Source organism: Streptosporangium sp. NPDC048047 (assembly GCF_040653115.1).
Lineage (GTDB): Bacteria > Actinomycetota > Actinomycetes > Streptosporangiales > Streptosporangiaceae > Streptosporangium.
In genome coordinates this window covers 16,222-40,230 of the sequence record NZ_JBEZNH010000039.1, presented here as the reverse complement: position 1 = coordinate 40,230, position 24,009 = coordinate 16,222, and the positions used below count along the sequence as shown (strand labels likewise).

Genomic DNA, 24,009 nt, shown 5'->3' with positions numbered 1-24,009 from the left:
CCGCGTGTGTGCGTATGTGCGTGCGTCGTCCGTGTGTCCGTGTGTCCGCGTGTGTGCGTCCGTGTGTCCGCGTGCTCCGTGCCGTTCCGCGCGGGGGCGGAACGCGGCGGACGCGGAACGCGACAGGCCCCGGGCGGTGTCTCCACCGCCCGGGGGCCGCCGTGTTCCGTCTCCGTCAGTACCGGCCGCCTCCGCCCAGCGCGCCCGCCGGCCGGGCCGGGCACACCGCGCGCGCCGGCCGGTCCGGCTCCTCCTCTTCCACCGGACGGCTCGCCCCCGCGGGGTCCGACGCCGACAGCAGGTCGCGCAGCGCCAGCAGCACCGGCGGGTCGAGCGGCCGCATCGGCCGCAGCTCGATGTCGGCGAGCTGGGGTCCGGCGCCCGGTCCCACGGTGACCGGCCGGCGCGCCAGGCAGAGCGCGTCGCCGTCACCCGGCCGGTACCGGACGGCGTCCTCGTAGCCGGGGGCGACGGACTGCGCGATCAGGTGCCAGCGGCCCTCCGGAACGTTCTCCAGCACGTACGGTCCCGGGCCGTCGAGCAGCGTGTAGCAGACGGGGCGGCCCTCCAGGATCCGGTCGGGGAACAGCCCCGCGAAGATCGGCCGGTCCTTCAGCGGGGAGATCACGGTCCCGCTGACCGTCACGGCCGGGCCCGGCGCGACCCGGGCGCGGCCGTCGTCGAGGGACTGCGGGGTCACGCTCTTGAGCAGCCGGTACCGGCTGGGGGACAGTCCCACGCTGCCGGTGAACCGGGAGCTGAAGGTGCCCACGCTGGAGTAGCCGACCTGGTGGCTGATGTTGGTGATGCTCAGGGAGGTCGAGGCGAGCAGCCGCTTCGCCTCGCCCAGCCGTACGGCGGACAGGAATCGTCCCGGGGACAGCCCGGTCACCCGCTGGAAGACGCGGGAGAAGTGGAACTTGCTGAACATCGCGGTCCGTGCCATGTCGTCGACGGTGATCTGGTCTCCGAGGTTCTCATGCATGCTCTCGATCACTCGCAGGACGGCTCGCTCGATTACGTCATCCATGGCTCCTCCTGGGGTCCGGAGGCTTTCTGGTGGACAGGCCCGGACGAACGGGCCTTCGAAATAGGCCGGAATCTCTCCTGGCGCGGCGGCATCCGGTCGGCGCCGTCGAGCGCTTTCTCCGAAACGGCCTGGGATCTATTTCCTGCGTCCTTCTTCTTCGTCGACATGTACACGCGGTGAGAGCCGTCCGGCGCTGCACCGCCACGCCGATAAATTCGCCCCGATATATGAGCGATATATCTGTGACGACATGTGTTCGGAGCGTGTCCGGGGTTCTCCCGGGCTGGTCACGGGCACCTTGCCGATATCTCCACCGCCGTCTGCGGGTGGCGGAAAAGACCGCCGGAGCGGTCCTGATCTTTCACGCCGGCGCCCTGTGCGGGTGCCTTTCCCTTAGCGTGCCCCCGCGTTCCTTCGCGTTCCTATCGCGCTTCTATCCGCCCGGCTCGCGGGCCGGTCGGGCGCGGGAAAGGGGCGGCGGGCCGTGCGATCCGGTGGCCGCCCGGGGATGGAGACGGCCCCGGGGCCGCCCGCCGGCGACCCTCCGCCGCCGGTCTGCGAGCTGGTCACCTGGGGAGCGTATGCCTGCTTCGCGGGCCGAAGCACTGGTTGGCCGGTTTTCTGGGGTGGAGGTGCCCGGAGTAAGGGCAGGTCAGAAGGCTCTAGGGGTTGTTGGTCCGGAAGAGTGCGCCAATTGTGAGGAGGTCGGACAAGAAGTGCCTAAACAACTGTTTGTCAGATTTAACCCCTTTTAACGTCCCATGTTCATGGGGCGTTCTTGGAGTGTGAAAAATGGCCGGGACACGCGACGACGAGTTCGCGCACTTCGTCGAGGCGACCAGGTCCGCCCTGCGGCGCGCCGCGTTCCAGCTCTCCGACGACTGGTACGAGGCCGACGACCTCGTCCAGCGCACCCTGATGACCCTGCACCGGCACTGGGAGCGGCTGGACCACCACGAGAAGATCAACGCGTACGCGCGCACCGTCATGACACGGCTGCTCATCAGCGACCGCAGGGCGCACCGGTGGTCCCGGGAGGTGCTCGGCGACTCGGTCCCCGAGTCCGTCCCCGCCCCCGACCCCTACGCCGCCCTGGGCGACCGCCTGATGCTCATGGACGCCCTCGCCGGCCTCGGCCCGCGCCAGCGGGCCGCCGTCGTCCTGCGCTACTGGGAGGACCGCAGCGTCGAGGAGACCGCCCGAGTGATGGGCAGCGGCTGCTCGACCGTGCGCAGCCAGACCGTCCGCGGCCTGGCCGCCCTCCGCTCGGCCCTCCAGGCCGAGGGCGACGGCAACGTGGAAGATGCGCCGGACGAGGCGTTGTCCGGACCATGTGGAGAACCCGAGCTCAACTAGATGCGAGGAACGCGTATGCGCCCGCCAGCTCAGAACGAACCCCAGGACGACAGGACCATGACCCTCGAGGCGTTCGCGGACACGATCATCCCCGGCGAGAAGCGCTGGCCCGGGGACCGGGCCGTCGCGGGCGCGGCGCCGGGCGGCGGCGCGGTGGCCGCCGGGGCCATCGAGCTGCTGGAATGGGACGCGACCGGCATATCCGGTGGCCTCGCCGACTTCGCGCGGGCGCTGGACGAGCACGCCCTGGCCTACGCCGCCCAGCACGGGATCGCGCTGGAGGAGGACGTCCCGCCGTTCGTGGCCCTGGACCACGCCGGCCGTACCGCGCTGGTGGCGACGATCACCGCGCCCGGCCACCCCGAGAAGGCCCTGTGGGTCAGCCTCGCCCTGTTCAGCAACATGGCCTACGACTCCGCCGCGCACCTGAACACCGCCGACGCCCTCGCCGCCGGCCACCCCGGGCTGACCGCGATGGGCGTCACCCGGCCCGACGCCGACGGCCTGTGGCGGTTCCCCGCCTACTCCTACGGCCGCCCCCTGGCGGACCTGCACCCGGACACGACCCCCTCAGGGAGCCCCGCATGAGCAGCCCGGAACGCACCGACGTCCTGGTCGTGGGAAGCGGCTTCGGCGGCTCGATCACCGCCTACCACCTCGCGGCCGGTGGCGCGAAGGTCGTCATCCTCGAACGCGGCCCCTGGCTGAAGAGCGACGACTTCGAGCACGACTTCAAGCTCGGATCGTCCTACACCCGCGCCTTCGACTTCGTCGTGGGCGACGGCATGAGCATCCTCGGCGGCAACTGCGTGGGCGGCGGCAGCGTCGTCTACTTCGCCGCCATGCCCCGCGCGCCGCGCTTCGTCTTCGATCGCCGCGGCGGCATCAACCGCCGAATGTGGCCCGCCGCCGTCAGCCGGGACACCCTCGACCCCTGGTACGACCGGGTCGCCGAGTCCATCCCGATCACCCACCAGGGCTGGGAGGACGCCACGTACTCCGGGGGGCTGTGGGCCGCCGCGTGCCGTCACGCAGGCCGTACGGCCAACCCCGTCCCGGCCGCCGTGGACCGGGACAAGTGCGTCAACTGCAACTGGATGATGGCCGGCTGCCGCTTCGACGCCAAGCAGTCGCTGCTGCTCAACTACCTGCCCGCGGCCCTCGCCCACGGGGCCGAGATCCGCCCGCTGCACGAGGTGCAGCGGATCGACCGGACCGACGACGGCGGCTACCGCGTCCACTACAGCGTCGTCGACGGCGAGGACTACCGGGTCACCTCCGGCGACGGCGCGATCGACGCCAAGATCGTCATCCTCGCCGCCGGGGCCGGCGCCACCCCGGTCATCCTGCAGCGCAGCGAGGCCGGCCTCGGCCCGATGCCGCACGCCGTGGGCCGCTACTTCTCCGGCAACGGCGAGCGGCTCAACACGGCCGTCCTCAACGAGGACCGGGTGCGCGAGGTGCTCGGCCTGGACCGCGGCGACGGCCCGGCCTACGCCGCCAACCAGATCGGCAAGGGGCCGACCGTGGCCAACTGGGACCGGCTGGACGGCTCGCTGCCCGAGTACACCCGCTACTCCCTCGAACAGCTCTACTTCCCGCCGGGCCTCGGCACCATCCTCGCCCAGGCGCCCGGCGCGAACCCCGGATGGTTCGGCGTGGAGAAGAAGGAGATGCTGAAGCGCTGGCAGTCCTGGCTGATCATCTTCCAGATGATCGAGGACGACAACGAGGGCGTGTTCGGCCCGCCGCCGGCCCGCGGCAACGCCGACCGCCTGTCGCAGCAGATGCTCGGCATCGGCCGGCTCAGCTACAAGCCGACCGCCAACACGATCCGCGCCTGGGAGATGGCCGACGCCGACGTCAAGGACATCCTGGAGCGCGACGGGCTGGCCACGGTGACGCCGTGGACCAACGACCTCGTCGGCGCCTACACCGTCCACCCGCTGTCCTCCTGCCGCATCGGCGACGACCCGCACACCTCGGCCCTGGACGACCGGCACGAGCTGCGCGGCCACCCCGGCATCTTCGTCACCGACGGCTCCGCCGTGCCGGGCGCGCTGACCGTCAACCCCGCGATGACCATCGCCGCCCTGGCCGAGCGGGCCGTCCCCGGCATCGTCCAGGCGGCGCGGGAGCGCGGCGTCGAGGTCACCTACGGCGCGCCCGCCCCGGACGGCTCCACCGCGGGCCGCCGCGGCGTCACCACGTTGATCCCGGAACTCACGCGACGGTGACCGCGCCGACGGCAGGACCGGCGGGGGAGAGGAGACAGGCGATGATCCGGATGCTCGCGCGGCTGATGCGCCCGGGAACGCTGATCCAGGTCCGGCACGTCTCCCCGGTGCGGCCGGGCGCCGCGCGCGGCCTCGTCGCGCGGGTCTACCGGCAGCTCGAAGACGACTTCGGCGTGCTCGCCCCGCCGGTCATGCTGCACTCGCCCTCGCCGGAGGCGCTGGCCGCCTCCTGGACGATGCTGCGCGAGTCGCTCCTGGCCGCCGGGCGGACAGGCCGGGCGGAGCGGGAGGCGGTCGCCGCCGCGGTGTCGGCCGCCAACGCCTGCCCGTACTGCACCGGCGTCCACACCGGGACGCTGCACGGCCTGCTCCCGCCGGCCCGCGCCGCCGGGGCCGCCGGCGACCCCGCCGTGGCGGAGGCCACCGAGTGGGCCCGGGCGACCGCGACCCGGGAGAGGGCCCTGCGGCACGCGGCCCCGCTCCCGGCGGAGCGGACGGCGGAGCTCGCCGCGGTGGCGGTCACCTTCCACTACCTGAACCGCATGGTGAACGTGTTCCTCGACGACTCCCCGATGCCGCCGCGGTTGCCCGAGGGTGCGCGCCGCCCCCTGGAACGGCTGCTCGGACGGCTCATGCTCCCGGCGGCGCGCCGGGCCGCCGTGCCCGGCGCCTCACCCGCCCTGCTCCCCGCCGCCCCGCCCGCGGACCGGCCGTACGGCCCGAGTCTGTCGTACGGCCCGGACCCGGCGGGCGGCGAGCCCCGGCCCGCGGACTTGCGCCCGGCGCCCGGCCCGTACGGCGTGGAGGCGGCGTGGGCGGACGCCGTGCCGCACTTCGCCGACGCCTTCGCCCGGGCGTCCGCCGCCGCCGGAGACTACGGCCGGCGATCGGTGCCCCGCCGGGTGCGGGAGCTGGTCGCCGCGGAGCTGGCCGCCTGGGACGGCGGGCCGACCGGCCTCAGCCGCGCGTGGGCGACGGCCGCGGCGGACCGGCTGCCGGCCGCCGAGCGTCCCGCGGGCAGGCTGGCTCTGCTCACCGCGCTCGCCTCGCACCAGGTGGACCGGACGGTCGTCGAGGAGTTCCGGGGCGCCGGGGCGGGCGACCGGGAACTCGTCGAGCTGACCTCGTGGGCCGCCCTGGCCGCGGCGCGGCGGGTGGCCTCCTGGACACCCGTGCCACCCGTGACACCCGCCTCCGCTCCCGCCGGTCGTCAGGTCCCCGCCCCCGGCGGGGCCACCGCCCGGCACACCCCGGCGTGACCGGCCGCCCCGGCCGCACCGCCCCACGACATCCGATGCGCCACCCGACGGAAAACGACAAGTAGGAGGACGGACGCGTGACCGACCTGGAGATCGTACTCGCGGACCTGACGGCCGACGGCGAGCAGCTCGACCGCCTGGTGGCGGGCCTGGACGCCGACCAGTGGAAGCTTCCCACCCCCGCGACCGGCTGGACGGTCGCCGACCAGATCGCCCACCTGGCCTTCATCTTCCGGCTGGCCGGCGCCGCCGCCGCCGACCCCGAGGCGTTCAAGGCCATGACCGCCAAGGCCCAGGAGAACTTCGACGGCGCGGTGAACGCCGCGCTGAAGGACTACGAGAACGACACCCCCGAGACGCTGCTGGCCCGCTGGCGGGCCGAGCGCGAGGCCGTGGTGCCCGCCCTGGCCGCCGTCCCCGACGGGCAGGTCGTGCCCTGGCTGGTCAACCCGCTGCCGCCCATCGTGCTGGCCTGCGCCGGCATCATGGAGCAGTTCGCCCACGGCCAGGACATCGCCGACGCCCTCGGCGTGGAGCTGGAGCGGGGCGGCAGCCTGCGTCACCTGGTGGTGTTCGCCGTCCTCACCCGCGACTTCGGCTATCTCTCCCGGGGCCTGACGCCGCCGGCCGCCGAGTTCCGCTTCGAGATCACCGGCCCCTCCGGCGAGCTGTGGGCCTACGGTCCCGAGGACGCCGAGCAGCGGATCAGCGGCCCGGCGGTCGACTTCTGCCTGCTGGCCACCCGCCGCCGCCACCGCGACGACCTCGCGGTCACCGCCGTCGGCGACGAGGCCGACCGCTGGCTGGACATCGCCCAGTGCTACCGGGGCCCGGCCGGCGCCGGCCGCACCCCGGGCCAGTTCGCCCCCGCCCTGCGCTAGATCCGTTTCGCGGGTCCCCGCCGCGGCGGGGACCCGCGGCCGTCGGCGAGTGGCGCAGCGCGCAGGCGGCCGCCCGGTCGGCGTCGCCACCGGTAATGTCGCGACGACACCGCCGGACGAGAGGGACAGGAAAAAGCATGAGCGAGCTGCTGCTGCGCGACGCCCGCATCCAGGGCCATGAGGGCCCCGCCGACCTGCTGATCCGCGACGGCCGGATCGCCGCGCTGCTCACGCCCGGCGCGGGCGGTCCGGACGGCTTCGCGGGCGGGACCGAGGACCTGGACGGCCGGCTCGTGCTGCCCGGTCTCGTCGACGGTCACGCCCACCTGGACAAGACCCTGTGGGGCGGCCCCTGGGTGCCGCACAGCTCGGGCCCCGGCCTGATGGGCAGGATCCGCAACGGCCAGGAGCGGCGGCCCGAGTTCGGCATCCCCAACGCCGACCACATCACCGCCCTGCTCGAGCACATGATCGTCTGCGGCACCACGCACGTCCGGTCGCACGTCGACGTCGACCCGCTGGTGGGCCTTGACTCCGTCGAGGCGGTCCGCGAGGCCGTCGGGCGCCTCGACGGCCGGATCTCCGCCGAACTCGTCGCCTTCCCGCAGGCGGGCATGCTGATCAGCCCCGGCACGGAGACGCTGCTGGAGGAGGCGCTGAAGGCGGGGGTCGAGCTGATCGGCGGGCTCGACCCCGCCGGAGTGGACCGCGACCCCGTCAGGCACCTGGACGCGATCTTCGGCCTGGCCGGGCGGTACGGCGCGGGCGTGGACATCCACCTGCACGACGGCGGCACGCTCGGCACCTGGCAGTTCGAGCTCATCATCGAGCGGACCCGTGCCCTGGGGCTGGGCGGCAAGGTCACCATCAGCCACGGCTTCGCGCTCGGCGACGCCGACCCGGCCACCCGCGACCGGCTGATCGAGGATCTGGCCGAGGCCGGGATCGCCCTCGCCACCATCGCCCCGGTCAGGGGGGTGCTGCCGCTGCGGGCCCTGACCGAGGCCGGCGTCCGGGTGACTCTGGGCAACGACGGCGTCCGCGACCTGTGGAGCCCGTTCAACTCCGGGGACATGCTGGAGCGCGCCTTCCTCCAGGCCAGGGGCACCGGCGCGCGCGACGAGGACATCGAGCTGGCCCTGGACGCCGCCGCCCGCGCCGCCGCCCGCGCCCTGGGCCTCGAAGACCACGGCCCGGCCGTGGGCGACCGCGCCGACCTGGTGGTGGTGGACGCCCGCAACGCGGCCGAGGCGGTGTGCGCGCGCCCGCGCCGGTCCCTCGTCGTCAAGGCCGGCCGGATCGTCGCCCGCGACGGCCGCCTCGCCTGACGGCCCCCGGTGACGCGGAGGGCCCCGAAGGGCGAATCTCCTATGCGAGCGGATCGTCAAGCCCGCCGGCCGCCATCTCGCAGGTGCCGTCATCCGTCTCACCCGGCCGGTCAGGACCCGAGGGCCGGCGACCCCGCCTCCCGCCGCAGGGCGGCGACCTCCTCGCCGAGGGCGTCGACGGCGGCGGCGAGCTGGGCGTCCGACAGGTACGGCGCCGGCCCGAACCGCAGGTACTCCCCACGGCTGTCGGTCAGGACGCCCCGCTCCGCCAGCCGGGCCTGCAACCGCCCGGCGTGCGGCGACCGCAGCGACAGGAACCCGCCGAAGTCGCCGGGGGAGCCCTCCCGGTCGCGGGTGACGAGGTCCTCGGGGGCGTCCAGCGCGTCGAACCCGGCGGTCAGCAGTCCCCGCTGGCGCAGCGAGATCCGGCGCAGCACGGACGGGGTCAGCCCGTGGTCGGCGAAGAAGCCGAACACGCGGGCGGCGCGGTAGTGACTCGTCGGGTCGTAGGTGGAGCCCGCGAACCGGGCGGCCCCGGCGGGGTAGCCGACCGCGCCCTCCCGGTGGTCGGCCGTCAGCTCGGCGAACTCGGCGTACCAGCCGGTGATCACCGGCCGCAGCCCGGCGGCGTGCGGCGGGATGCGGAGGAAGCAGTTGCCCTCGCCGAGCTGCAGATACTTGTAGCCGCCGCCGACGACCCACGCCGCGTCGAACCCGTCCAGGGAGAACGGCACGACGCCCAGGGCGTGGTAGGCGTCCACCAGCAGCTCCGCGCCGCGCCGCCCGCAGGCGGCGGCCAGCTCGCCGAGACCGGGGACGATCCGCGCGGTCTCGAACAGCACCGCCGACACCAGCACGGCGGCCGTGCGGTCGTCGACGGCCTCGGCCATCCGGGCCGCCAGCGTGACGGTGGGCTCGGCCGGGACGCGGACGACCTCCACCCCCTCCTCCGCCAGGCGGCCGAGCTGGCGCCGCAGCGTGTGGAACTCCCCGTCGGAGGTGACCAGCCGGGGCCGGGACCGCAGATCCAGCGCCGACAGGAAACGCAGCACCAGCTCGTGGGTGTTGCCGCCGAGGGCCAGCTCGGCGGAGGGGTCGCCGAGGAATCGCCGGAAGCCCGCCCGCACCTCGTCGGCCTTGGCCATCGCCCGGCCCCACTTGGCGTCCACCTCGCGGGCGGCGTCCTCGAACGCCTCCACCTGGCCGGCCATCGCCACGTCGGGCCACGCCTGGTGGGAGTGGCCGGTCAGCAGCATCCGCTCCGCCACCCGGAACATCGAGTAGTGCGGCGCGAGCAGCGCCGACCGGTCGCCGCCGGGCACGGCGGCGCCGTCCGGGACGCGGGGACGCGTGCCGGACGGCACGGCCGCGCCGTCCGCGGCGGGAAGGTCCCCGTCGTCCGGGTGGCCGACGCGGCCCTGCGGGTTCTCACGGTGGTTCACAGAAGGCTCCTGACCGCCCACAGGTCCGGGAAGACCGGGGCGAACACGTCTCCGCGGGGATCGGCGTCGTCGCCGGTCGCCCGTTCCACGATCCTGGCGTGCCGGTACCGCCACTCCTGGAAGCCCTCGTCGAGGTCCACCAGCCGCTCGCAGATCTGGGCCGCCGCGCCGTCGTCGCGGTGGACCCGTACCAGGACGTCCTGGAGGCCGGGCGACGGGGCGGCCGGTGACGACACGTCCCGGTACAGCAGGTCGCACGGGACAGGATAACCACGCGCCGCCAGGTAACCGAGGAGGGAGTCGAAGACCGACGGCCGGTGCCTCGCCGCCTCCGCCTCCGTCACCCCTCCGCCGTCCGGGGAACCGCCTGCCGGGTACGGCTCAGCGGACGGCGGGCGGCGGTCCGTGGAGGACGGGCGGCGGTCCGCGGGGGACGGGCGGCGGTCCGCGGGGGACGGGCGGCGGTCGCGCCACCCCAGCACCGCCTCGGCCTCGCGGAACCCCGCCGGCTCGAAGGCCCCCGGCCCGGCCGTCTCACCGCCGGCCAGCTCCCACGCGGCCAGCGGCTCGACGACCTCCAGCTGGGCGACCAGCGCCCGCAGGATCCGCAGCGACCGGTCCACCGCGCGCAGCGCCCCGGGGCCGTCGCCGCGGTCGAGCCCGCGCTGCAGCGCGCCGAGCTCCCGCAGGAGCTGCTCGAACCACAGGCCCTGCGCCCGGAGGGCGACGGCGAGCAGCGTCCCGCCGGACCCGCCGGGGCGCGTCCTGGACGGTGGCGTCAGGATCTCGTCCAGCGCCAGGTAGGAGGGGTACGCCGTCTCCTGCGACTGGTCAACGATCATGTTCATCCTCTCGTGCCCCCCATTTCAGGCCACCTCGGCCAGGCGCTCCGGGCGGCTCCCGCCGTCCCGGCCGCCGCTCTCGCCGTCGTCGCCGTTCAGGGCGCGGCGGTCGAGCTTGCCGGAGCCGGTGTGCGGCAGCTCCGCGACGAACCTGATGTCGCGCGGGCACTTCTGCGGCGCGATCCTGGACTTCGCGAACGCCCGCAGCTCCTCGGCGGACAGCTCGCCGTCGGCCACGACATAGGCCCGCAGCCGGGTCAGGCCGTCCACCTGGTGGCCGACGACCGCGCACTCCGTCACGGCCGGGTGGCCCAGCAGGCAGTTCTCCACCTCGGCGGGCGCCACCCAGATCCCGCCGATCTTCAGCATGTCGTCGGCCCTGCCGCGGTAGTAGAAGTAGCCCTCGGCGTCGCGGGTGAACAGGTCGCCGGAGCGCACCGTGTGCTCGCCGACGAACGTCTCGGCCGACTTCTCCGGCTCCTGCCAGTAGGCCAGGGCCACGGTCTCGCCGGTCACCTCCAGCAGCCCGGTCTCACCGTCGGGCAGGGCCCGGCCGTGCCGGTCCACCACCCGCGCGCGGTAGCCGGGCACCACCCGGCCCAGGCTGCCGGGGCGGGTCCGGCCGGGCCGGTTGGACAGGTAGATGTGGTACGCCTCGGAGGAGCCGATGCCGTCGACGACCTCGACGCCGAAGGTGTCCAGCCACCGGCGGTGCAACTCCTCCGGCAGCGGCTCGCCGGCCGACGTGCACAGCCGTATCGAGCTGAGGTCCTGCTTCGCGGCCTCCGGATGGGCGATCATCGCGCTCATCATCGTCGGCACGTTGACCAGGATGGTCGGCCGGTACTTCGCGATCAGCTCGAAGATCCGGTCGGCGGTGCTGCGCTCGGGGAAGACGATCCCGGCCGCCCCCACCCCGAACGGGAACAGCGCGGTCAGGTCGCGGGCGTAGCCGAAGAACAGCTTGGGCACCGGCAGCACGACGTCGTCGGGCCGGATGTCCAGCACGCCCCGGGCGTACCACTCGAAGCTCAGCAGCGGGCTGCGCGCGGGCAGCACGCACGCCTTGGGCGCGCCGGTGCTGCCGGTGGTGAACTTCCAGATGGCCACGTCGTCGCGCGTCGTCTCCGCCGTGGCCGGCTCGGACGGCTGCGCGGCGACGAGGGAGGCGAAGTGGCGCTCGCCGGGCCGCAGGTCCTCCTCGGGCACCCCCACCACCAGCAGGTTCGTCACCCCGGCCTCCCGGAGCCGGTCCAGGGTCACCGCGTCGGCCACCACGACGGCGGGCTCGGCGTACTCGGCGAAGTAGCGGTAGTCCTTGGGCCGCAGGTACGTGTAGACCTCGGCGGTGACGGCGCCGATCCGCTGCGCGCCGTACCAGGTGGCGACGAACTCCACCCCGTCGCCGAGCGCGAGCAGCACCCGGTCGCCGCGCCGTACGCCCAGCGCGCGCAGCGCGTTGCCCACCCGGCCGGCCAGCGTCCGCAGCTCGGCGTAGGTGACGGGACCGGCGTCGGTGAGGAGCGCGGTCCGCTCGCCGGGGTTGCGGTCCAGGAAGTGCTCGGCGACGTTGAAGCGGGGAGCGTCGTCAGGGCGGCCGTGGACATCGAGTCCGGGCGGCGTGGTGACGGAAACGTCCATGGGAAGACCTGCCTCGTGGCTGGTGGTTCGTCCTCGTGTCACCCACGATGCATGCCGGGCGGAACGCCGGACAGGCGGAACGGAGGCAGCAAAATGGCCGTGGCTGGCAGGAACCTGTCAGCCGCCTGACGCCTCGGCGCCTCCCCCGCACACCGGGGGAGCGTCCCCCGCGCTCGCTTCGCGTCCTGCGTCCCGCCTCCTGCGCGCCCGTCCCGCGCGCCCGTCCCGCGCGCCCGCCCCGTGTGCCCCGGGCCGCCGCGCGGGAGGGGCGGCCGGCCGTATCTTCTCGCGGATTGCTGACTGGGCTCCGCCGCGTTGACCTCCTACGGGACCGGCGTGCTGTACTGGATCACGTACCGGCCCCCGAACCGTTTCCGACGTCGGGGCGGGAAGCCGGTCGGCGGAGAAACCCCGGCCCGCGGCCGGCCGACGTCCCCCTTCCGCGAGGTGAGCGGCGGCCGCGGGGCCGACGGCCTTCACTCCGGGCCCGCACGGGCCGGGATCTGTGAGGAGGAGGGACCGATGGCGTCCACATCTGCGGAACCCCGGCCGGTCACGGCACCGGAGGCGGATCCCGGAACGACGGGGGAGGTGACCGGCTGCCTGGGCGGCACGGTCCACCTGGCGCACGCGCAGGCGTCGCCCGCCGCACCCGCCGTGATCGCCGCGGGCTTTTCCGCCTATGCGGCCCTGACCAGGGCGCGGGCCCGATCCGGCGCCCTCGAACTCCTGCACCGTCTGCCGGCCGGGTCCGATCCGGTGTCGGGCTCCGGCCCCGTGCCCGGCCTGGGCGGGCGGCGGCTGCGGCTGACCGACTTCGTGCCCGGCACGCCGGAGGACGGGCCGGTCGTCGCCGGAACCGGCCTGCTGACCGGGGACCGCTACCTGCTGCCGGCCGAGGTCTGCCGGCTGGGGGAGGGCGACGGCGTGGTCGAGCCCACCGAGGTCGGCGTGGTCGACAACGGGGTCTCCGCGGCCGTCGCCGAGCTGCTCGCCCACGACGTGGTCACGCGCTGGTGGGCCGATCCCCGCCGGCGGATCCTCCGGGTGTCCCGCTATCTCGACCGGCTGCTTCCCCCCGGGGTCGTCGAGGCCGCGTCCGGCCTGGGCCTGTGGGTGTCGGCGTTCGTGCTGCCCGCCCCCGACGCCCGGGTCGCCCTGGTGGGCGTGGGCGGTGAGGGGACGGCCATGGCGGCCGCCGCGGCCCGGACGGTCAAGGAGGCGGTCGGCGAGGCGTTCCTGCGGGCGATGGCGTCCCGCGCCCAGCCGTGGGACGAACTGCCGGCCGGCGACTCGCTGCGCCGTCTCGTGGTCTGGCACCGTGAGGCCGACTACCTCGCCTACCTGGAGAGTTCGGCCGTCGACACCGGTCCGCGCCTCCTCGGTGAGCCCGGCGGGCTGCGGCCGTCCAACTGGGCGGACGTCGCGTCCCGGCGGTTCGGGCACGAGCCGGTCGCGGTCACGGCCGGGCCGTCCCGCCAGGTCGTCAAGGTGGTCTGCCCGGGCGCCGCCTGCCACCGGCCGCTCCCTCCGGGCACCGCGCTGCCCTGCCCGGTGAACTGACCCCCGGTCCCCGGGGCGCACGACGGCTCCCGGCGTGGCGTACGGTGGCCTTCGACGTGGCCGTACGGGGCTGTACGGTGGCCCCCGACGCGGCGTACGACGGCTCCCGACGTGCGGGGGACACCGCCGGCGGACCCCGCCGATCGACGGGGGAGCCGGCGGTCGGTGAACCTGTCGGTCGGTGAGCCTGACGGTCCGCGACCGCCACCGGGGGCGGACGCGGTGAGCCGGGAGGGGGCGCGGTGACGAAGGACGGCGTGAGAGGCTCGGCCCCCGCCACGGAGATGCTCGCCGGGACGACCGGCTGGCTGCTGCACGAGACGGCCCGGCGGATCGTCGCCGAGACGGAGGAGGCGCTGCGGGGCGAGGGCCTGCGCTGGCGCGACTACGGCGTGCTCTGCCTGCTGCAGGCTGCGGGCCCGCTGTCCCAGCAGGAGCTCGGCCGCCGCCTCGGGGTGGACCGCTCGACCATGGTCCACCTCATCGACGCCCTGGAGGAGAGGGGGCTGGCCGAGCGGACGCGCGATCCCGCCGACCGCCGCGCCTACGCCGTACGGCTGACCGGCGCGGGCCACGCCCTGCTCGCCGAGGTGCTCGGCCCGGTGACCGAGACGGTCCACGACCGGCTCCTCGGCGGTCTCGCGGCCGAGGACCGGGCGCACCTCGACCGCGTTCTTGCTCACCTGGCCTCCCAGGGGGTCATCGGCTAGATATGCCGATTTACTGATTATCTCTTTGTTGTTAGATTGTAGGCGGGCGCACCTGTATGGCGGGGCAGTCTGCCCGCTTTTGGGGACGGGTGCGCATGGCCGGGAGGTGAGCCGTGGACGTGTCCGTCATCGGCATCTCGCCGGAGGCGGTGGAGATCTATCGATACTTCCTCCGGCACCGGGGGGAGGGCGTCGACTCCGTTCCCGAGGCGCTGGGCCTCGATCCGGATCTCGTGGAGTCCACCGTCGAGACACTCGGCCGGCTGGGCCTGCTCGACCTGCACGACCGGCACCGGGTCGTGGCCACCGAGCCGCGGATCGGCATCGAGCGGCTGGTGGAGAAACGACTCAACGAACTCAACGCCGAGGTCCTGCGCGTCCTCGCGGCGCGCGACGCCATCTCGGTCTTCATGGAGGACAAGCAGGAGGGGGAGCGCGCCGCGACGGCGCTCGACATCGAACGGGTCGAGGGCGCCGACCGGGTCCGCCAGCGGCTCGACGACCTCGCCTTCTTCTCCTACAAGGAGACGCTCTGCCTGCATCCCGGCGGGCCGTTCAGCCGGGTGATGATCGAGTCGGCGCTGCCGCTGGACACCCGCTCGCTGCGCCGCGGCCTGTCGATCAAAGGGGTGTACCACCCCGCGGCGCTCGAGGACGCCTTCATGCTCTCCTACCTCCGCGAGTTGGTCAGCCTCGGCGGTGAGGTGCGCATCACCGAGCAGCCCATGGACCGCATGCTGATCTACGACCGGAGCGTGGCGGTCGTGCCGATCGATCCCAAGGAGAGCGCCAGGGGCGCCCTGCTAGTCAGGGAGCCGGGCCTGGTGTCCCAGCTCGTGATCTACTTCGAGGGGATGTGGAAGTCCGCCGTCGACCTGCGCGAGTTCATCGAGCCCTCCACCGACCAGCCGTTGCTCTCCGAGATGGAGCAGCGGGTGCTGGAGGTGATGGCCACGGCCGACAAGGACGAGATCGCCGCCCGCGAGCTGGACATCTCCGTGCGGACCTACCGCCGCTACGTCGCCGACCTCATGGCCCGCCTCGGCGCGGTCAACCGCTTCCAGGCCGCGCTGCGCGCCAAGGAGGAGAACTGGATCTGACCGGCGGGACGTTCTGAATCTCCGGGGGGGGTCCCGGAGGTCTCAAGCGCCTCGACGCCTCAGGTGTCCTGGGCGTCTCAGGCGTCGAAGCGGCGGCGGGACTCCTCGATGTGGCCGAGGTACCGGTGGGTCCAGTCGCACATCTGGTTGGTCATCTCCCACAGGACGCGGCCCGGCTCGGTGAGGGTGTACTCGACCCGCGGCGGCACGGTGGGGTGGACGTCCCGCTCGACCAGGCCGTTGCGCTCCAGCATGCGCAGGTTCTGGGTGAGCATCTTGTGGCTGATCCCCTCGACGCCGTCCCGCAGCTCGCTGAAGCGCAGGGTGCGTTCCCCCAGGGCCTCGATGATCAGCAGCGCCCACTTGTTGGCGACGTCCGAGAAGATCTCGCGTGCCAGAGAGTCGGCGCGTGTCAGGTCCGCGTCCGCGGGCGAGCCCTCGAACTGCTTGGTCACCATGAGGTTCCCCAGTCACCGAAAAGTGCGTTCTTCCATGTCAGCGCACACTCTCCTACAGTTCCCCAGTAACCGCAAGAGACCACGAGTGTCGTGGCCCTATGCAAGCGAGAGCCCATGGGCTCTCATGACGAGGAGACGAGTGGCATGGCCATCACCATGGTGAACCCCGGCGGACTGCCGGAAATCGATGTCTACCGGCAGGTGTCGATCGCGTCGGGGTCGAAGCTGGTCTTCGTCGCCGGGCAGGTCGCCTGGGACGCCGACGGGGTCACGGTCGGCGAGGGCGACCTGGCCGCCCAGGTCGAACAGTGCTACCTGAACGTCGGCACCGCCCTGTCCGGGGCCGGCGGTTCCTTCGACGACGTCGCGAAGCTGACCGTCTACGTCGTCGACTGGACCCCCGACAAGATGCCCCTGCTCCTGGAGGGGATCACCCGGGCGTCCGCGAGGCTGGGGGTCACCCCGGTGCCGCCGGCCACGCTGCTGGGCGTCGCGGCACTGGACGTGCCCGCTCACCTGGTCGAAGTCGAGGCCACCGCGGTCATCGACTGACCGCGACGACGCGGGCGGGCGTCCCCCTGCGGGGTCCGTCCCGTCGGCCGGCGGGGGCGCCGGACCGGGGGAACCACCGCGGGCGGAGACCCCGGCGGGGAGTCGTGAGGCAGGGGAGGACCACGGCGCGGGGCCCGTACAGTCAGAGCCCGTGCGATCGGGGCGCGCGTGAGCGTGGTCCGCCTGAGCGTGGTCCGCGTGATCGGGGCGCGCGTGATCGGGGCGCGCGTGAGCGTGGTCCGTGTGATCGGGGCTCGCGTGGGTGTGGTGCGCGTGAGCGGGTCCGCCGCTCCGGGCGAGGTTTTCCGGGGAGGCCGTACCGGCGGGGCCGACACACCGCTCGATGGCCTCGGGGCACTCTGTCCGCCACCCTGGCTGTCTTCGGTCCTTTCCGGACCTTTCTCGTCTCTCCTCGCGGTTTCCGCTCCTCCCGTACGGTGGGCCCAGCCCCTCTCCCGTACGGTCCGCGTCCCGCCTTGCCGTGCGCCGGCTTTCCCTCATCCCGGTTCTCCGCGTTCCGCTTTCCCGCGCCTTCGGCGCGGCGCGGCGTGCCGCCGGGGCGCCGCCGGTCAGCCCCAGGTATTGCCGGGGCCACCCTGCGGGGCGGAGCCCCAGGTGTTGCCGGGGCCCTCCGCCAGGATGCCCCAGGTGTTGCCATCGCCCCGCGAAGCCGAACCCCAGGTGTTGCCGTCGCCCTGCGCGGCCGATCCCCAGGTGTTGCCGTCGCCCTGCGCGGCCGATCCCCAGGTGTTGCCGTCGGCGAGCACCGTCGCGTGCCGCCCGCCGGACTGCCCGGCCACCGCCTCGGGAGCGCCGGCTGCGAAGGTCAGCACCAGCGCGCCGGAGGCGACCGCGACGGCGCCCCTGACGACGCTCCTGTAGTTCACCGGGAAGGCGCTCAGGTTCCTCATATCACTGCCTCTTTCTCGTTCTTCGCTTTCTCGGCGGGTCGTCCCCGCACAATCAACTCTGCGTTCCCGCAAGGACCCGGACCAGGCTTGGCGAAGGCAGCAAGTTGCATGACGGTTACCACTTCCTGCCAGCCCCCCTGCCCAGGGAGAAGGGCCTTGCGGCAGCAAACGGCCACGCGTTTCCCGAAAGGGCCCGGACGGCCTCTGAGCTGCGCGTTCGGCGGCAAGCACGCCAGGAGGTGACACCGGAAGGCCCGCCGCCTTTGACTGGTGGGGATTGGGAGAGGTGAACCGATGCTCGTAACTGTCACCGGTGGCACCGGATTCGTCGGCGCCCACTCGATCGCGGCGATGGTGAGCGCGGGCCACCGGGTCCGCATGCTGGTCCGCGACCCCTCGAAGGTGGAGCGCGCCCTGACGCTCCTGCTCGTCGATCCGGCGGCGGTGGACGTGGTGGCGGGCGACGTGACCGACGAGAGGAGCGTGGCCGGGGCCGTTCGCGGAGCCGACGCGGTGCTGCACGCGGCGTCGGTCTACTCCTTCGACAGCAGGCTGCGGGCACGGATGCGCCAGGTCAACGAACGCGGCACCGAGGTCGTCCTCGGCGCCGCGCGGCGCGTCGTCGGCGGGCCGGTCATCCACGTCTCCACCGTCGTGGCCCTGGCCCCTGGCCCCTCGCGTGACCCGTCGTCCCCGGCACGGGCCGGGACGATCGACGAGTGGTCGCCCGTCGCCCGCCCGCGCGAGACCTACGCGGCGACCAAGGCCGCGGCCGAGCTGGTGGCCCGCCGCCACCAGGCCGAGGGCGCCCCCGTGGTGATCACCTACCCGCCCGCCCTGCTCGGGCCGCACGACCCCAACCTGGGCGACCAGACGGCCAGGCTGCGCGACGCCCTGCGCGGGCTGATGCCGCTGTGGCCGGCCGGTGGTTTCCCGCTGGGCGACGTGCGGGACACCGCGGCGCTGCACGCCCGGCTGCTGACCTCGCCGGGGACCGCGCCGGGAATCACGCCGGGAGCCGCGCCCGCCGTGGGCACCGCGTCCACCCCGGACGCCGCGCCCGCCGCGCCGGGCGGTCCGGGGGCGGTCCGCTGCTTCGGGCCCGGCCGGTACGTGACGACCCGGGAGTACGTCCGGGTGCTGCGCGAGGTCACCGGCCGCGCGCTGCCGGCCGCCTTCCCGCCCGCGGCGGCGATGATCCCGGTCGGCCTGCTCGCCGACCTGGTACAGCGGGTGTGGCCGTGGCACATCCCGGCCGAGTACGGCGCCATCCACACCTGCGCCCACGCCGGACGCCCCGCCGGAACCGCCGGCACGGGCGGGATCACTCCGCGCCCCCTGGCCGAGACCGTCGGGGACACGGTGCGGTGGCTGTGCGAGAGCGGGCACCTGTCCGCCGGGCGCGCCGGCCTCGCTCGCCGGGCGCCCGCGCCCGTGAGGTGACACTCCACGTGGCCGCGGGCGGCCCGGGTCACCCGGAACACCGGCGCGTGCAACACCTGAGGGAGGATCTCCATTGAGCATCTCGGAACTCGACGCCGTATCCATACCGGCGTCGGCGCCCGCCAGGGAGGACCTCGCCGTCCGCCCCGTGGCGCCCCCCGGCGACCGGCCCGCCGCTCCCGCGGCCCCCGGCGGCGGCCGTGACGCGCCGCCGGCCGTACCGCCCGCGTCGGCCGCACCGCCCGCCTCACCCGCGCCGGCTGTACCGCCCGCGCCGTCCGCCCGCCCCGCGTCCCGCTCCATGCGCGCGCTGCGCGAGGAGCACGGCCGGCTGCGGGACGGCATCGCCGCCGGGAACGGCGAGGCGGTCGCCCGCCAGCACAGGCTCGGCAAGCGCACGGCCCGCGAGCGGCTGGACCTGCTGCTCGACGAGGGGTCGTTCGTCGAGGTGGACATGTACCGGCGGCACCGGGCGCACGGCCTCAAGATGGAGCGGCAGCGCCCGTACACCGACGGCGTGGTCGCCGGATCGGGCACGATCCACGGCCGCCGCGTGTTCGTCTACGCCCAGGACTTCACCGTCTTCGGCGGCTCGCTCGGCGAGGCGCACGCGCTGAAGATCCAGAAGGTGATGGACCTGGCGATCGCCACCGGCTCGCCGTTCATCGGGCTGAACGACAGCGGCGGCGCCCGGATCCAGGAGGGGGTGATGTCGCTCAACGGCTACGGCGGCATCTTCCAGCGCAACGTCCAGGCGTCCGGGGTCATCCCGCAGATCAGCGTCGTGCTCGGGCCCTGCGCGGGCGGCGCGGCCTATTCCACGGCGCTGGCCGACTTCACCTTCATGGCCGGGGAGAACGCCCAGCTCTACCTGACGGGCCCCGACGTCGTGGAGGTGGTGACCGGCCAGCGGGTCACCCACGCCCAGCTCGGCGGCGCGCAGGTGCACGGCACCCGCTCGGGGGTGGCGACGTTCGTGCACGACGACGAGGAGAGCTGCCTGGCCGAGGTGCGCTACCTCGTCTCGATGCTGCCGGGCAACAACCAGGAACCGCCGCCCCGGTACCCGTCCCGCGGCGCGACCGACGACCCGCGGCCCCGGCTGGCGGAGATCGTGCCCGTCGAGCCGAACAAGCCCTACGACATGCGCCTGGTCATCGCCGAGCTGGTGGACGACGGGGACTTCCTGGAGGTGCACCAGGGCTGGGCGCCCAACGTGATCTGCGCGCTCGCCAGGATCGACGGCGAGGTGGTCGGCCTGGTCGGCAACCAGCCCATGGTGCTCGCCGGCGTGCTGGACGTCGCCGCGTCGCAGAAGGCCGCCCGCTTCGTGCGTTTCTGCGATGCCTTCGGCATCCCGCTGGTGACCCTGGTGGACGTGCCCGGCTTCCTGCCCGGAACCGACCAGGAGTACGCCGGGGTCATCCGGCACGGCGCCAAGCTGCTGTACGCCTACTGCGAGGCCACCGTGCCCCGCGTCCAGGTCATCGTGCGCAAGGCGTACGGCGGGGCCTACATCGTGATGGACTCCCGCTCCATCGGCACCGACCTGTCGCTGGCGTGGCCGACCAACGAGATCGCCGTGATGGGCGCCGAGGGCGCGGTGAACGTCATCTACCGAAAGGACCTCGCCGCGGCGGCCGATCCCGCCGCGCTGCGCGGGGAACTGCTCGGCCGGTACGCCGAGGAACTCGTCCATCCCTACTACGCCGCCGAGCGGGGGCTGGTCGACGACGTGATCGACCCCGTCGAGACCCGGTCGGCGGTCGCCCGCGGGCTGGCGATGCTGCGTGACAAGCGCAGGCCCGGGGCCCGGCGCAAGCACGGGAACGTGCCTCTCTGACGCCCGCCGAGCCCGTCCGAGGAGCCGCGCCCCGAACACCGGGGCGCGGCTCATTCGCGTTTCCCGCCTGATCCCGCCCCTCACGGCCTCCCCTCACGGCCTCCCCGCACGGAACCCGTACGCCCCGCTACGCCATGCCGTACGGCTCCGCGATGTCATGCCGTACGGCTCCGCGGTGTCGTCCAGTACGGCTCCGGCGCGCCCGCCGGCCGATGACAGGATGCGGCTACCCACCTGCAACTTGCTGCCTCCTCGAAGCCTGGTCCCGGCCCCTCCCGCGCCGCAGAGTTGAGGGTGTGAGAACGAATCACCGACCACGCCGGACGGCAGGGAAGTCGAAGGGCCGATGACCCGGCCGGCATCCGGTGAATTCGGGGAGCTCGCTGGGCCGTTCACCCGGACGGCCGTGAAACGTCGAGGAACCGGCCTTTTCCGATCGGCCGGTAAACGGGAGAAGGACCGTGGCTCATGCTGGTTCAGTTGACGATGCGCCATATCGACGGGCGACCGATACCGAATTCTCCGGTAGACGGCATCCGGATTCTGGCGCTTCTTCCGGAGAAATGGCACAAGGACCTCAGGCAGGCCACCGGTGACATCGTCATCCGGATACGCGCCGGGGAGGAGGCCACGAGCGCGCAGATCCGCGCGGAGGTGAGCCGGATCCTCACCCGGCCGGAGGTCAGCCACCTGGAACTGGTGACCTGCTGCGCCCTGTCCGCCGGTCATCGCGAGTAGACGCTGCGACAAGGAGAAGATCGATGATCACTTCTGTTCTGTCGGCGGGCGAGTGCCACGTGTGGTGGGCCGATCCGCGGCAGGGGACGATCGAGGGTCTGACCGGGGTGCTCGGCCCCGCCGAGCGGGAGCGGGCGGCGCGGTTCCGGCGCGAGCCGGACCTGCGCCGCTTCCTCACCGGGGCCTGGCTGCTGCGGGTCACGGCCGGCGCCCAGCTCGGCCTCCGCCCCGAGGACGTGGTGGTCGACCGGTCGTGCTCGGACTGCGCGAGGAACCACGGCAAACCGCGGATCGACACCGGCGGGCCTCCGCTGCACGTCTCGATCTCCCACTCGGGCGACCGGGTCGGGGTCGCGCTGACGGCCGAGGGACCGCTGGGCGTGGACGTGGAGGCGGTGCCGACGACCTCGGTCGACGAGCTCGCGCGGTGCGCGCTGACGCCGGCCGAGCGCAGGACGCTGGAGGCGCTTCCCGGCGACGAGCGGTACGAGGCGTTCGCCCGGACGTGGGTGCGCAAGGAGGCGGCCCTGAAGGCCACCGGGCACGGGCTGCGGATCTCCCCGGACCGGGTCGAGGTCAGCGGCCCGGACGAACGGCCCGCGCTGCGGAGCTGGCCGCTGGACGTCCCCGTGGACGCGGTGCGGCTCCTGCCGCTCGACCCCGGATACGGCTACGTCGGGGTGGTCGCGATCCTCACCGGGAACCCCGCCGTGCGGGTCGTGGAATCCGACGCCGCCATCCTCGACCGGGCCTCCCTCGTCCGGGCATCCGGCAGGGCCGCCTGACGAGAGCTTGACGGGGCCCGGCACCGGGTTGCTGAATGGCGATGGGCGTCGCCGTCGCCGGACCTTTCGACAATGACGATGTCCCACCGCCGGAACGCGCCTCCCACGGGGCGCGGACCGGCCGGAAGCAGGGAAACGGACTCCTATGAAGAACTTCGTTCTCATCCCCGGCCCGTGGATGGGCGCCTGGGCCTGGGAGCCGGTGGCACGGCGTCTGCGCGGCCACGGCCACCGGGTCCACGCGGTCACGCTGCCGGGCCTGACCACCGCCGAAGCCGACGTCGCCGACGTCGGCCTGGAGACGCACGTCGGCCACGTCCTGGCGACCATGGAGAAGAAGGACCTGCGCGACGTCATCGTCGTGGGGCACAGCTACTCGGGCATCGTGGCCGGCCTGGTGGCCGACCGGGCCCGGGACCGGGTGGCGCACACGGTGTTCGTCGAGGCGTTCCTGCCCCACGACGGCAAGTCGATGCTGCACGCCTTCCCCGAGCGGCTGCGCGCCGAGGAACTGCGGCTCATCGACGCCAACAACGGCCGCTGGCCGGCCCCCGACGCCTCGGTCGTGGCCGACGGCCAGGGGCTCTCCCGCCGCCAGGCCGGCTGGCTCACCAGGCGCTTCGTCGGGCACCCCGGGCGCACCGTCGCCGAGTCCGCCGTGCTGACGCGTCCGCTGGAGCAGCAGCGGGCCACCTACGTGATGTGCTCGATGGAGCACTTCGGCGGCCGGGTGTCCGCCGACGTCTCGGCCATGCGCACCGCGCCGGGCTGGGACTTCCGCACCCTCGACACGGGCCACTGGCCCATGGTCTCGGCCCCCGGCCGCCTCGCGGCCCTCCTCGACCAGGTCGCCGCCCGCCGCTCCTAGACCCCGTCGGGACGGCGGGCCCGGCCGGCCTCGCGGACGACCGCCCAGGCGTCCGCCACCGGTCCCAGGTGCCGCAGCTTGTCAGGGTTGAGCACCGCGCGGATCGTCTGGATCCGTCCGTTGAGGATGTCGAACGCCAGGGTGTTGACGACCCTGCCGTCCCGGTCGAGGAAGATCGCACCCGGCTGGCCGTTCACCTCGTGCGGCTCCGCGACGCCGCCGATCCGGTCGAACGGCCCGGCGATCGCGGCCAGCACCCGGGCCACGTTCCCGGCGCCGAAGACGCCGCCGCCCCACAGCGGGGCCTTGCCGCCGCTGTCGGCGACCATCGACACGTCGGCGGCGAGCAGCCCGCGCAGTCCCTCGACATCGCCTTCCCGGAAGGCGTCGAAGAAGCGCCGGGCGAGCTCCTCCCGTTCCCGGCGGCCGGCCTCGAACCGGGCGCGCCCGGTGTTCATGTGGCGGCGCGCCCGCACCGCCAGCTGGCGGCACGCCGCCTCCGAGCGCCCCACCGCCGAGGCGACCTCACCGAAGCCGAACCCGAACACCTCCCGCAGCACGAAGACCGCCCGCTCCAGCGGGCTGAGCCGCTCCAGCAGCAGCAGGGCCGCCATCGACAGCGAGTCGGCCAGCTCCGCCGAGCGCTCCGGGTCCTCGTACGGGTCGGCCAGCAGCGGCTCGGGGAACCACTGCCCGGTGTACTGCTCCCGCCGCACGCGTGCCGAGCGCAGCACGTCGATCGCGACCCGGGACACCGTGGCGGACAGGAACGCCTTGGCCGACACGGGCTCGGCCGGGGACGCCTCGTAGCGCAGCCAGGTCTCCTGGACCGCGTCCTCGGCCTCGCTCACGCTGCCCAGGATCCGGTAGGCGATCGAGAACAGCAGCGGCCGCAGTTCCTGGAACTCCTCGACCCGGCTCACGCCGGCTCCTCCTCGAACCCCTCGGCGCGCGCCCCGGCCCCGCCCGCCACGAACACCCTCATGATCCTCACCTTTCCGGTCCGAGCCTCCATCTCCACC

Annotated in this window: 22 protein-coding genes; 15 read left to right on the top strand and 7 right to left on the bottom strand. The window is 73.8% G+C overall.

The window, feature by feature from the left end; genetic code table 11:
- Nucleotides 1-175: 175 nt before the first annotated feature.
- Nucleotides 176-1,030, bottom strand: a complete 855-nt coding sequence (locus AB0D67_RS27545; protein WP_362941897.1) for an AraC family transcriptional regulator — start codon at nucleotides 1,028-1,030, stop codon at nucleotides 176-178.
- 792 nt (nucleotides 1,031-1,822) lie between these two features.
- Here AB0D67_RS27545 and AB0D67_RS27540 point away from each other — a divergent pair.
- The 6 genes from AB0D67_RS27540 (at nucleotide 1,823) to AB0D67_RS27515 (ending at nucleotide 8,091) form a co-directional block, all read left to right on the top strand.
- Nucleotides 1,823-2,386 carry a SigE family RNA polymerase sigma factor gene (locus AB0D67_RS27540; RefSeq protein WP_362941894.1) on the top strand — a complete coding sequence of 188 codons (564 nt, stop codon included), beginning with the start codon at nucleotides 1,823-1,825 and terminating at the stop codon, nucleotides 2,384-2,386.
- A 15-nt stretch (nucleotides 2,387-2,401) separates the two neighbouring features.
- Nucleotides 2,402-2,974, top strand: coding sequence for a DUF5987 family protein (locus tag AB0D67_RS27535; RefSeq protein ID WP_362941891.1), 573 nt, complete (start codon nucleotides 2,402-2,404; stop codon nucleotides 2,972-2,974).
- The gene (locus tag AB0D67_RS27530) at nucleotides 2,971-4,623 is read left to right on the top strand and encodes a GMC family oxidoreductase (RefSeq protein ID WP_362941888.1); all 1,653 of its coding nucleotides are present in this window, start codon (nucleotides 2,971-2,973) and stop codon (nucleotides 4,621-4,623) included. The genes AB0D67_RS27535 and AB0D67_RS27530 overlap by 4 nt, the downstream gene beginning before the upstream one ends.
- Before the next feature lie 41 nt (nucleotides 4,624-4,664).
- Nucleotides 4,665-5,882, top strand: coding sequence for a carboxymuconolactone decarboxylase family protein (locus AB0D67_RS27525; RefSeq protein ID WP_362941885.1), 1,218 nt, complete (start codon nucleotides 4,665-4,667; stop codon nucleotides 5,880-5,882).
- A 77-nt stretch (nucleotides 5,883-5,959) separates the two neighbouring features.
- Entirely contained in the window at nucleotides 5,960-6,763 is an 804-nt protein-coding gene (locus AB0D67_RS27520) for a TIGR03084 family metal-binding protein (RefSeq protein ID WP_362941882.1), read from the top strand.
- Between the two features lie 137 nt (nucleotides 6,764-6,900).
- Nucleotides 6,901-8,091 carry an amidohydrolase gene (locus AB0D67_RS27515; RefSeq protein ID WP_362941879.1) on the top strand — a complete coding sequence of 397 codons (1,191 nt, stop codon included), beginning with the start codon at nucleotides 6,901-6,903 and terminating at the stop codon, nucleotides 8,089-8,091.
- 110 nt (nucleotides 8,092-8,201) lie between these two features.
- Here AB0D67_RS27515 and AB0D67_RS27510 read toward each other — a convergent pair whose 3' ends face one another.
- From AB0D67_RS27510 to AB0D67_RS27500, 3 genes are read right to left on the bottom strand one after another with little or no spacing between them, the layout of a single operon-like run.
- Complete coding sequence (locus AB0D67_RS27510) at nucleotides 8,202-9,533, bottom strand: kynureninase (protein ID WP_362941876.1); 1,332 nt, start codon at nucleotides 9,531-9,533, stop codon at nucleotides 8,202-8,204.
- Entirely contained in the window at nucleotides 9,530-10,375 is an 846-nt protein-coding gene (locus tag AB0D67_RS27505) for a tryptophan 2,3-dioxygenase (protein WP_362941873.1), read from the bottom strand. The genes AB0D67_RS27510 and AB0D67_RS27505 overlap by 4 nt, the downstream gene beginning before the upstream one ends.
- A 24-nt stretch (nucleotides 10,376-10,399) precedes the next feature.
- Nucleotides 10,400-12,016: a benzoate-CoA ligase family protein gene (locus tag AB0D67_RS27500; RefSeq protein WP_362941870.1), complete on the bottom strand. Its 1,617-nt coding sequence runs from the start codon at nucleotides 12,014-12,016 to the stop codon at nucleotides 10,400-10,402.
- A 522-nt stretch (nucleotides 12,017-12,538) separates the two neighbouring features.
- On the opposite strand from AB0D67_RS27500, the gene AB0D67_RS27495 reads away from it, so the two are divergent.
- From AB0D67_RS27495 to AB0D67_RS27485, 3 genes are all read left to right on the top strand, one after another.
- Complete coding sequence (locus AB0D67_RS27495; RefSeq protein ID WP_362941867.1) at nucleotides 12,539-13,579, top strand: hypothetical protein; 1,041 nt, start codon at nucleotides 12,539-12,541, stop codon at nucleotides 13,577-13,579.
- Between the two features lie 242 nt (nucleotides 13,580-13,821).
- A complete protein-coding gene (locus AB0D67_RS27490) occupies nucleotides 13,822-14,289 on the top strand; it encodes a MarR family transcriptional regulator (RefSeq protein ID WP_362941864.1) in 468 nt (155 codons plus the stop codon).
- Nucleotides 14,290-14,402: 113 nt separating this feature from the next.
- On the top strand, nucleotides 14,403-15,389 hold the full coding sequence (locus tag AB0D67_RS27485) for a helix-turn-helix transcriptional regulator (protein WP_362941861.1): 987 nt from the start codon (nucleotides 14,403-14,405) through the stop codon (nucleotides 15,387-15,389).
- A gap of 77 nt (nucleotides 15,390-15,466) precedes the next feature.
- Here AB0D67_RS27485 and AB0D67_RS27480 read toward each other — a convergent pair whose 3' ends face one another.
- Nucleotides 15,467-15,847 (bottom strand): helix-turn-helix domain-containing protein, encoded by a 381-nt coding sequence (locus tag AB0D67_RS27480; protein ID WP_362941858.1) that lies wholly within the window; start codon nucleotides 15,845-15,847, stop codon nucleotides 15,467-15,469.
- 144 nt (nucleotides 15,848-15,991) lie between these two features.
- Here AB0D67_RS27480 and AB0D67_RS27475 point away from each other — a divergent pair, with 144 nt between their 5' ends.
- Nucleotides 15,992-16,399 carry a RidA family protein gene (locus tag AB0D67_RS27475; RefSeq protein ID WP_362941855.1) on the top strand — a complete coding sequence of 136 codons (408 nt, stop codon included), beginning with the start codon at nucleotides 15,992-15,994 and terminating at the stop codon, nucleotides 16,397-16,399.
- Between the two features lie 569 nt (nucleotides 16,400-16,968).
- Here the strand turns inward: AB0D67_RS27475 and AB0D67_RS27470 are convergent.
- Entirely contained in the window at nucleotides 16,969-17,310 is a 342-nt protein-coding gene (locus tag AB0D67_RS27470; protein WP_362941852.1) for a hypothetical protein, read from the bottom strand.
- Nucleotides 17,311-17,604: 294 nt separating this feature from the next.
- Here AB0D67_RS27470 and AB0D67_RS27465 point away from each other — a divergent pair, with 294 nt between their 5' ends.
- From AB0D67_RS27465 to AB0D67_RS27445, 5 genes are all read left to right on the top strand, one after another.
- Entirely contained in the window at nucleotides 17,605-18,753 is a 1,149-nt protein-coding gene (locus tag AB0D67_RS27465) for an NAD-dependent epimerase/dehydratase family protein (RefSeq protein WP_362941849.1), read from the top strand.
- 301 nt (nucleotides 18,754-19,054) lie between these two features.
- On the top strand, nucleotides 19,055-20,596 hold the full coding sequence (locus AB0D67_RS27460) for an acyl-CoA carboxylase subunit beta (protein WP_362941989.1): 1,542 nt from the start codon (nucleotides 19,055-19,057) through the stop codon (nucleotides 20,594-20,596).
- A 468-nt stretch (nucleotides 20,597-21,064) separates the two neighbouring features.
- Complete coding sequence (locus AB0D67_RS27455) at nucleotides 21,065-21,334, top strand: hypothetical protein (RefSeq protein WP_362941846.1); 270 nt, start codon at nucleotides 21,065-21,067, stop codon at nucleotides 21,332-21,334.
- 23 nt (nucleotides 21,335-21,357) lie between these two features.
- A complete protein-coding gene (locus AB0D67_RS27450; RefSeq protein ID WP_362941843.1) occupies nucleotides 21,358-22,119 on the top strand; it encodes a 4'-phosphopantetheinyl transferase superfamily protein in 762 nt (253 codons plus the stop codon).
- A 145-nt stretch (nucleotides 22,120-22,264) separates the two neighbouring features.
- Nucleotides 22,265-22,987 carry an alpha/beta hydrolase family protein gene (locus tag AB0D67_RS27445; RefSeq protein ID WP_362941840.1) on the top strand — a complete coding sequence of 241 codons (723 nt, stop codon included), beginning with the start codon at nucleotides 22,265-22,267 and terminating at the stop codon, nucleotides 22,985-22,987.
- Here the strand turns inward: AB0D67_RS27445 and AB0D67_RS27440 are convergent.
- Nucleotides 22,984-23,910 (bottom strand): RNA polymerase sigma-70 factor, encoded by a 927-nt coding sequence (locus AB0D67_RS27440; RefSeq protein ID WP_362941837.1) that lies wholly within the window; start codon nucleotides 23,908-23,910, stop codon nucleotides 22,984-22,986. The two genes, AB0D67_RS27445 and AB0D67_RS27440, sit on opposite strands and share 4 nt — an antisense overlap.
- Between the last annotated feature and the right edge of the window lie 99 nt (nucleotides 23,911-24,009).

Bases quoted from the DNA above. Each gene is read 5' to 3' on its own strand.
- AB0D67_RS27495 (WP_362941867.1), top strand. From the start codon at position 12,539: ATGGCGTCCACATCTGCGGAACCCCGGCCGGTCACGGCACCGGAGGCG.
- AB0D67_RS27455 (WP_362941846.1), top strand. From the start codon at position 21,065: ATGCTGGTTCAGTTGACGATGCGCCATATCGACGGGCGACCGATACCG.
- AB0D67_RS27540 (WP_362941894.1), top strand. From the start codon at position 1,823: ATGGCCGGGACACGCGACGACGAGTTCGCGCACTTCGTCGAGGCGACC.
- AB0D67_RS27460 (WP_362941989.1), top strand. From the start codon at position 19,055: ATGCGCGCGCTGCGCGAGGAGCACGGCCGGCTGCGGGACGGCATCGCC.
- AB0D67_RS27480 (WP_362941858.1), bottom strand. From the start codon at position 15,847: ATGGTGACCAAGCAGTTCGAGGGCTCGCCCGCGGACGCGGACCTGACA.
- AB0D67_RS27525 (WP_362941885.1), top strand. From the start codon at position 4,665: ATGATCCGGATGCTCGCGCGGCTGATGCGCCCGGGAACGCTGATCCAG.
- AB0D67_RS27475 (WP_362941855.1), top strand. From the start codon at position 15,992: ATGGCCATCACCATGGTGAACCCCGGCGGACTGCCGGAAATCGATGTC.
- AB0D67_RS27530 (WP_362941888.1), top strand. From the start codon at position 2,971: ATGAGCAGCCCGGAACGCACCGACGTCCTGGTCGTGGGAAGCGGCTTC.
- AB0D67_RS27450 (WP_362941843.1), top strand. From the start codon at position 21,358: ATGATCACTTCTGTTCTGTCGGCGGGCGAGTGCCACGTGTGGTGGGCC.
- AB0D67_RS27515 (WP_362941879.1), top strand. From the start codon at position 6,901: ATGAGCGAGCTGCTGCTGCGCGACGCCCGCATCCAGGGCCATGAGGGC.
- AB0D67_RS27505 (WP_362941873.1), bottom strand. From the start codon at position 10,375: ATGATCGTTGACCAGTCGCAGGAGACGGCGTACCCCTCCTACCTGGCG.
- AB0D67_RS27470 (WP_362941852.1), bottom strand. From the start codon at position 17,310: ATGAGGAACCTGAGCGCCTTCCCGGTGAACTACAGGAGCGTCGTCAGG.
- AB0D67_RS27500 (WP_362941870.1), bottom strand. From the start codon at position 12,016: ATGGACGTTTCCGTCACCACGCCGCCCGGACTCGATGTCCACGGCCGC.
- AB0D67_RS27535 (WP_362941891.1), top strand. From the start codon at position 2,402: ATGCGCCCGCCAGCTCAGAACGAACCCCAGGACGACAGGACCATGACC.
- AB0D67_RS27545 (WP_362941897.1), bottom strand. From the start codon at position 1,030: ATGGATGACGTAATCGAGCGAGCCGTCCTGCGAGTGATCGAGAGCATG.
- AB0D67_RS27445 (WP_362941840.1), top strand. From the start codon at position 22,265: ATGAAGAACTTCGTTCTCATCCCCGGCCCGTGGATGGGCGCCTGGGCC.
- AB0D67_RS27465 (WP_362941849.1), top strand. From the start codon at position 17,605: ATGCTCGTAACTGTCACCGGTGGCACCGGATTCGTCGGCGCCCACTCG.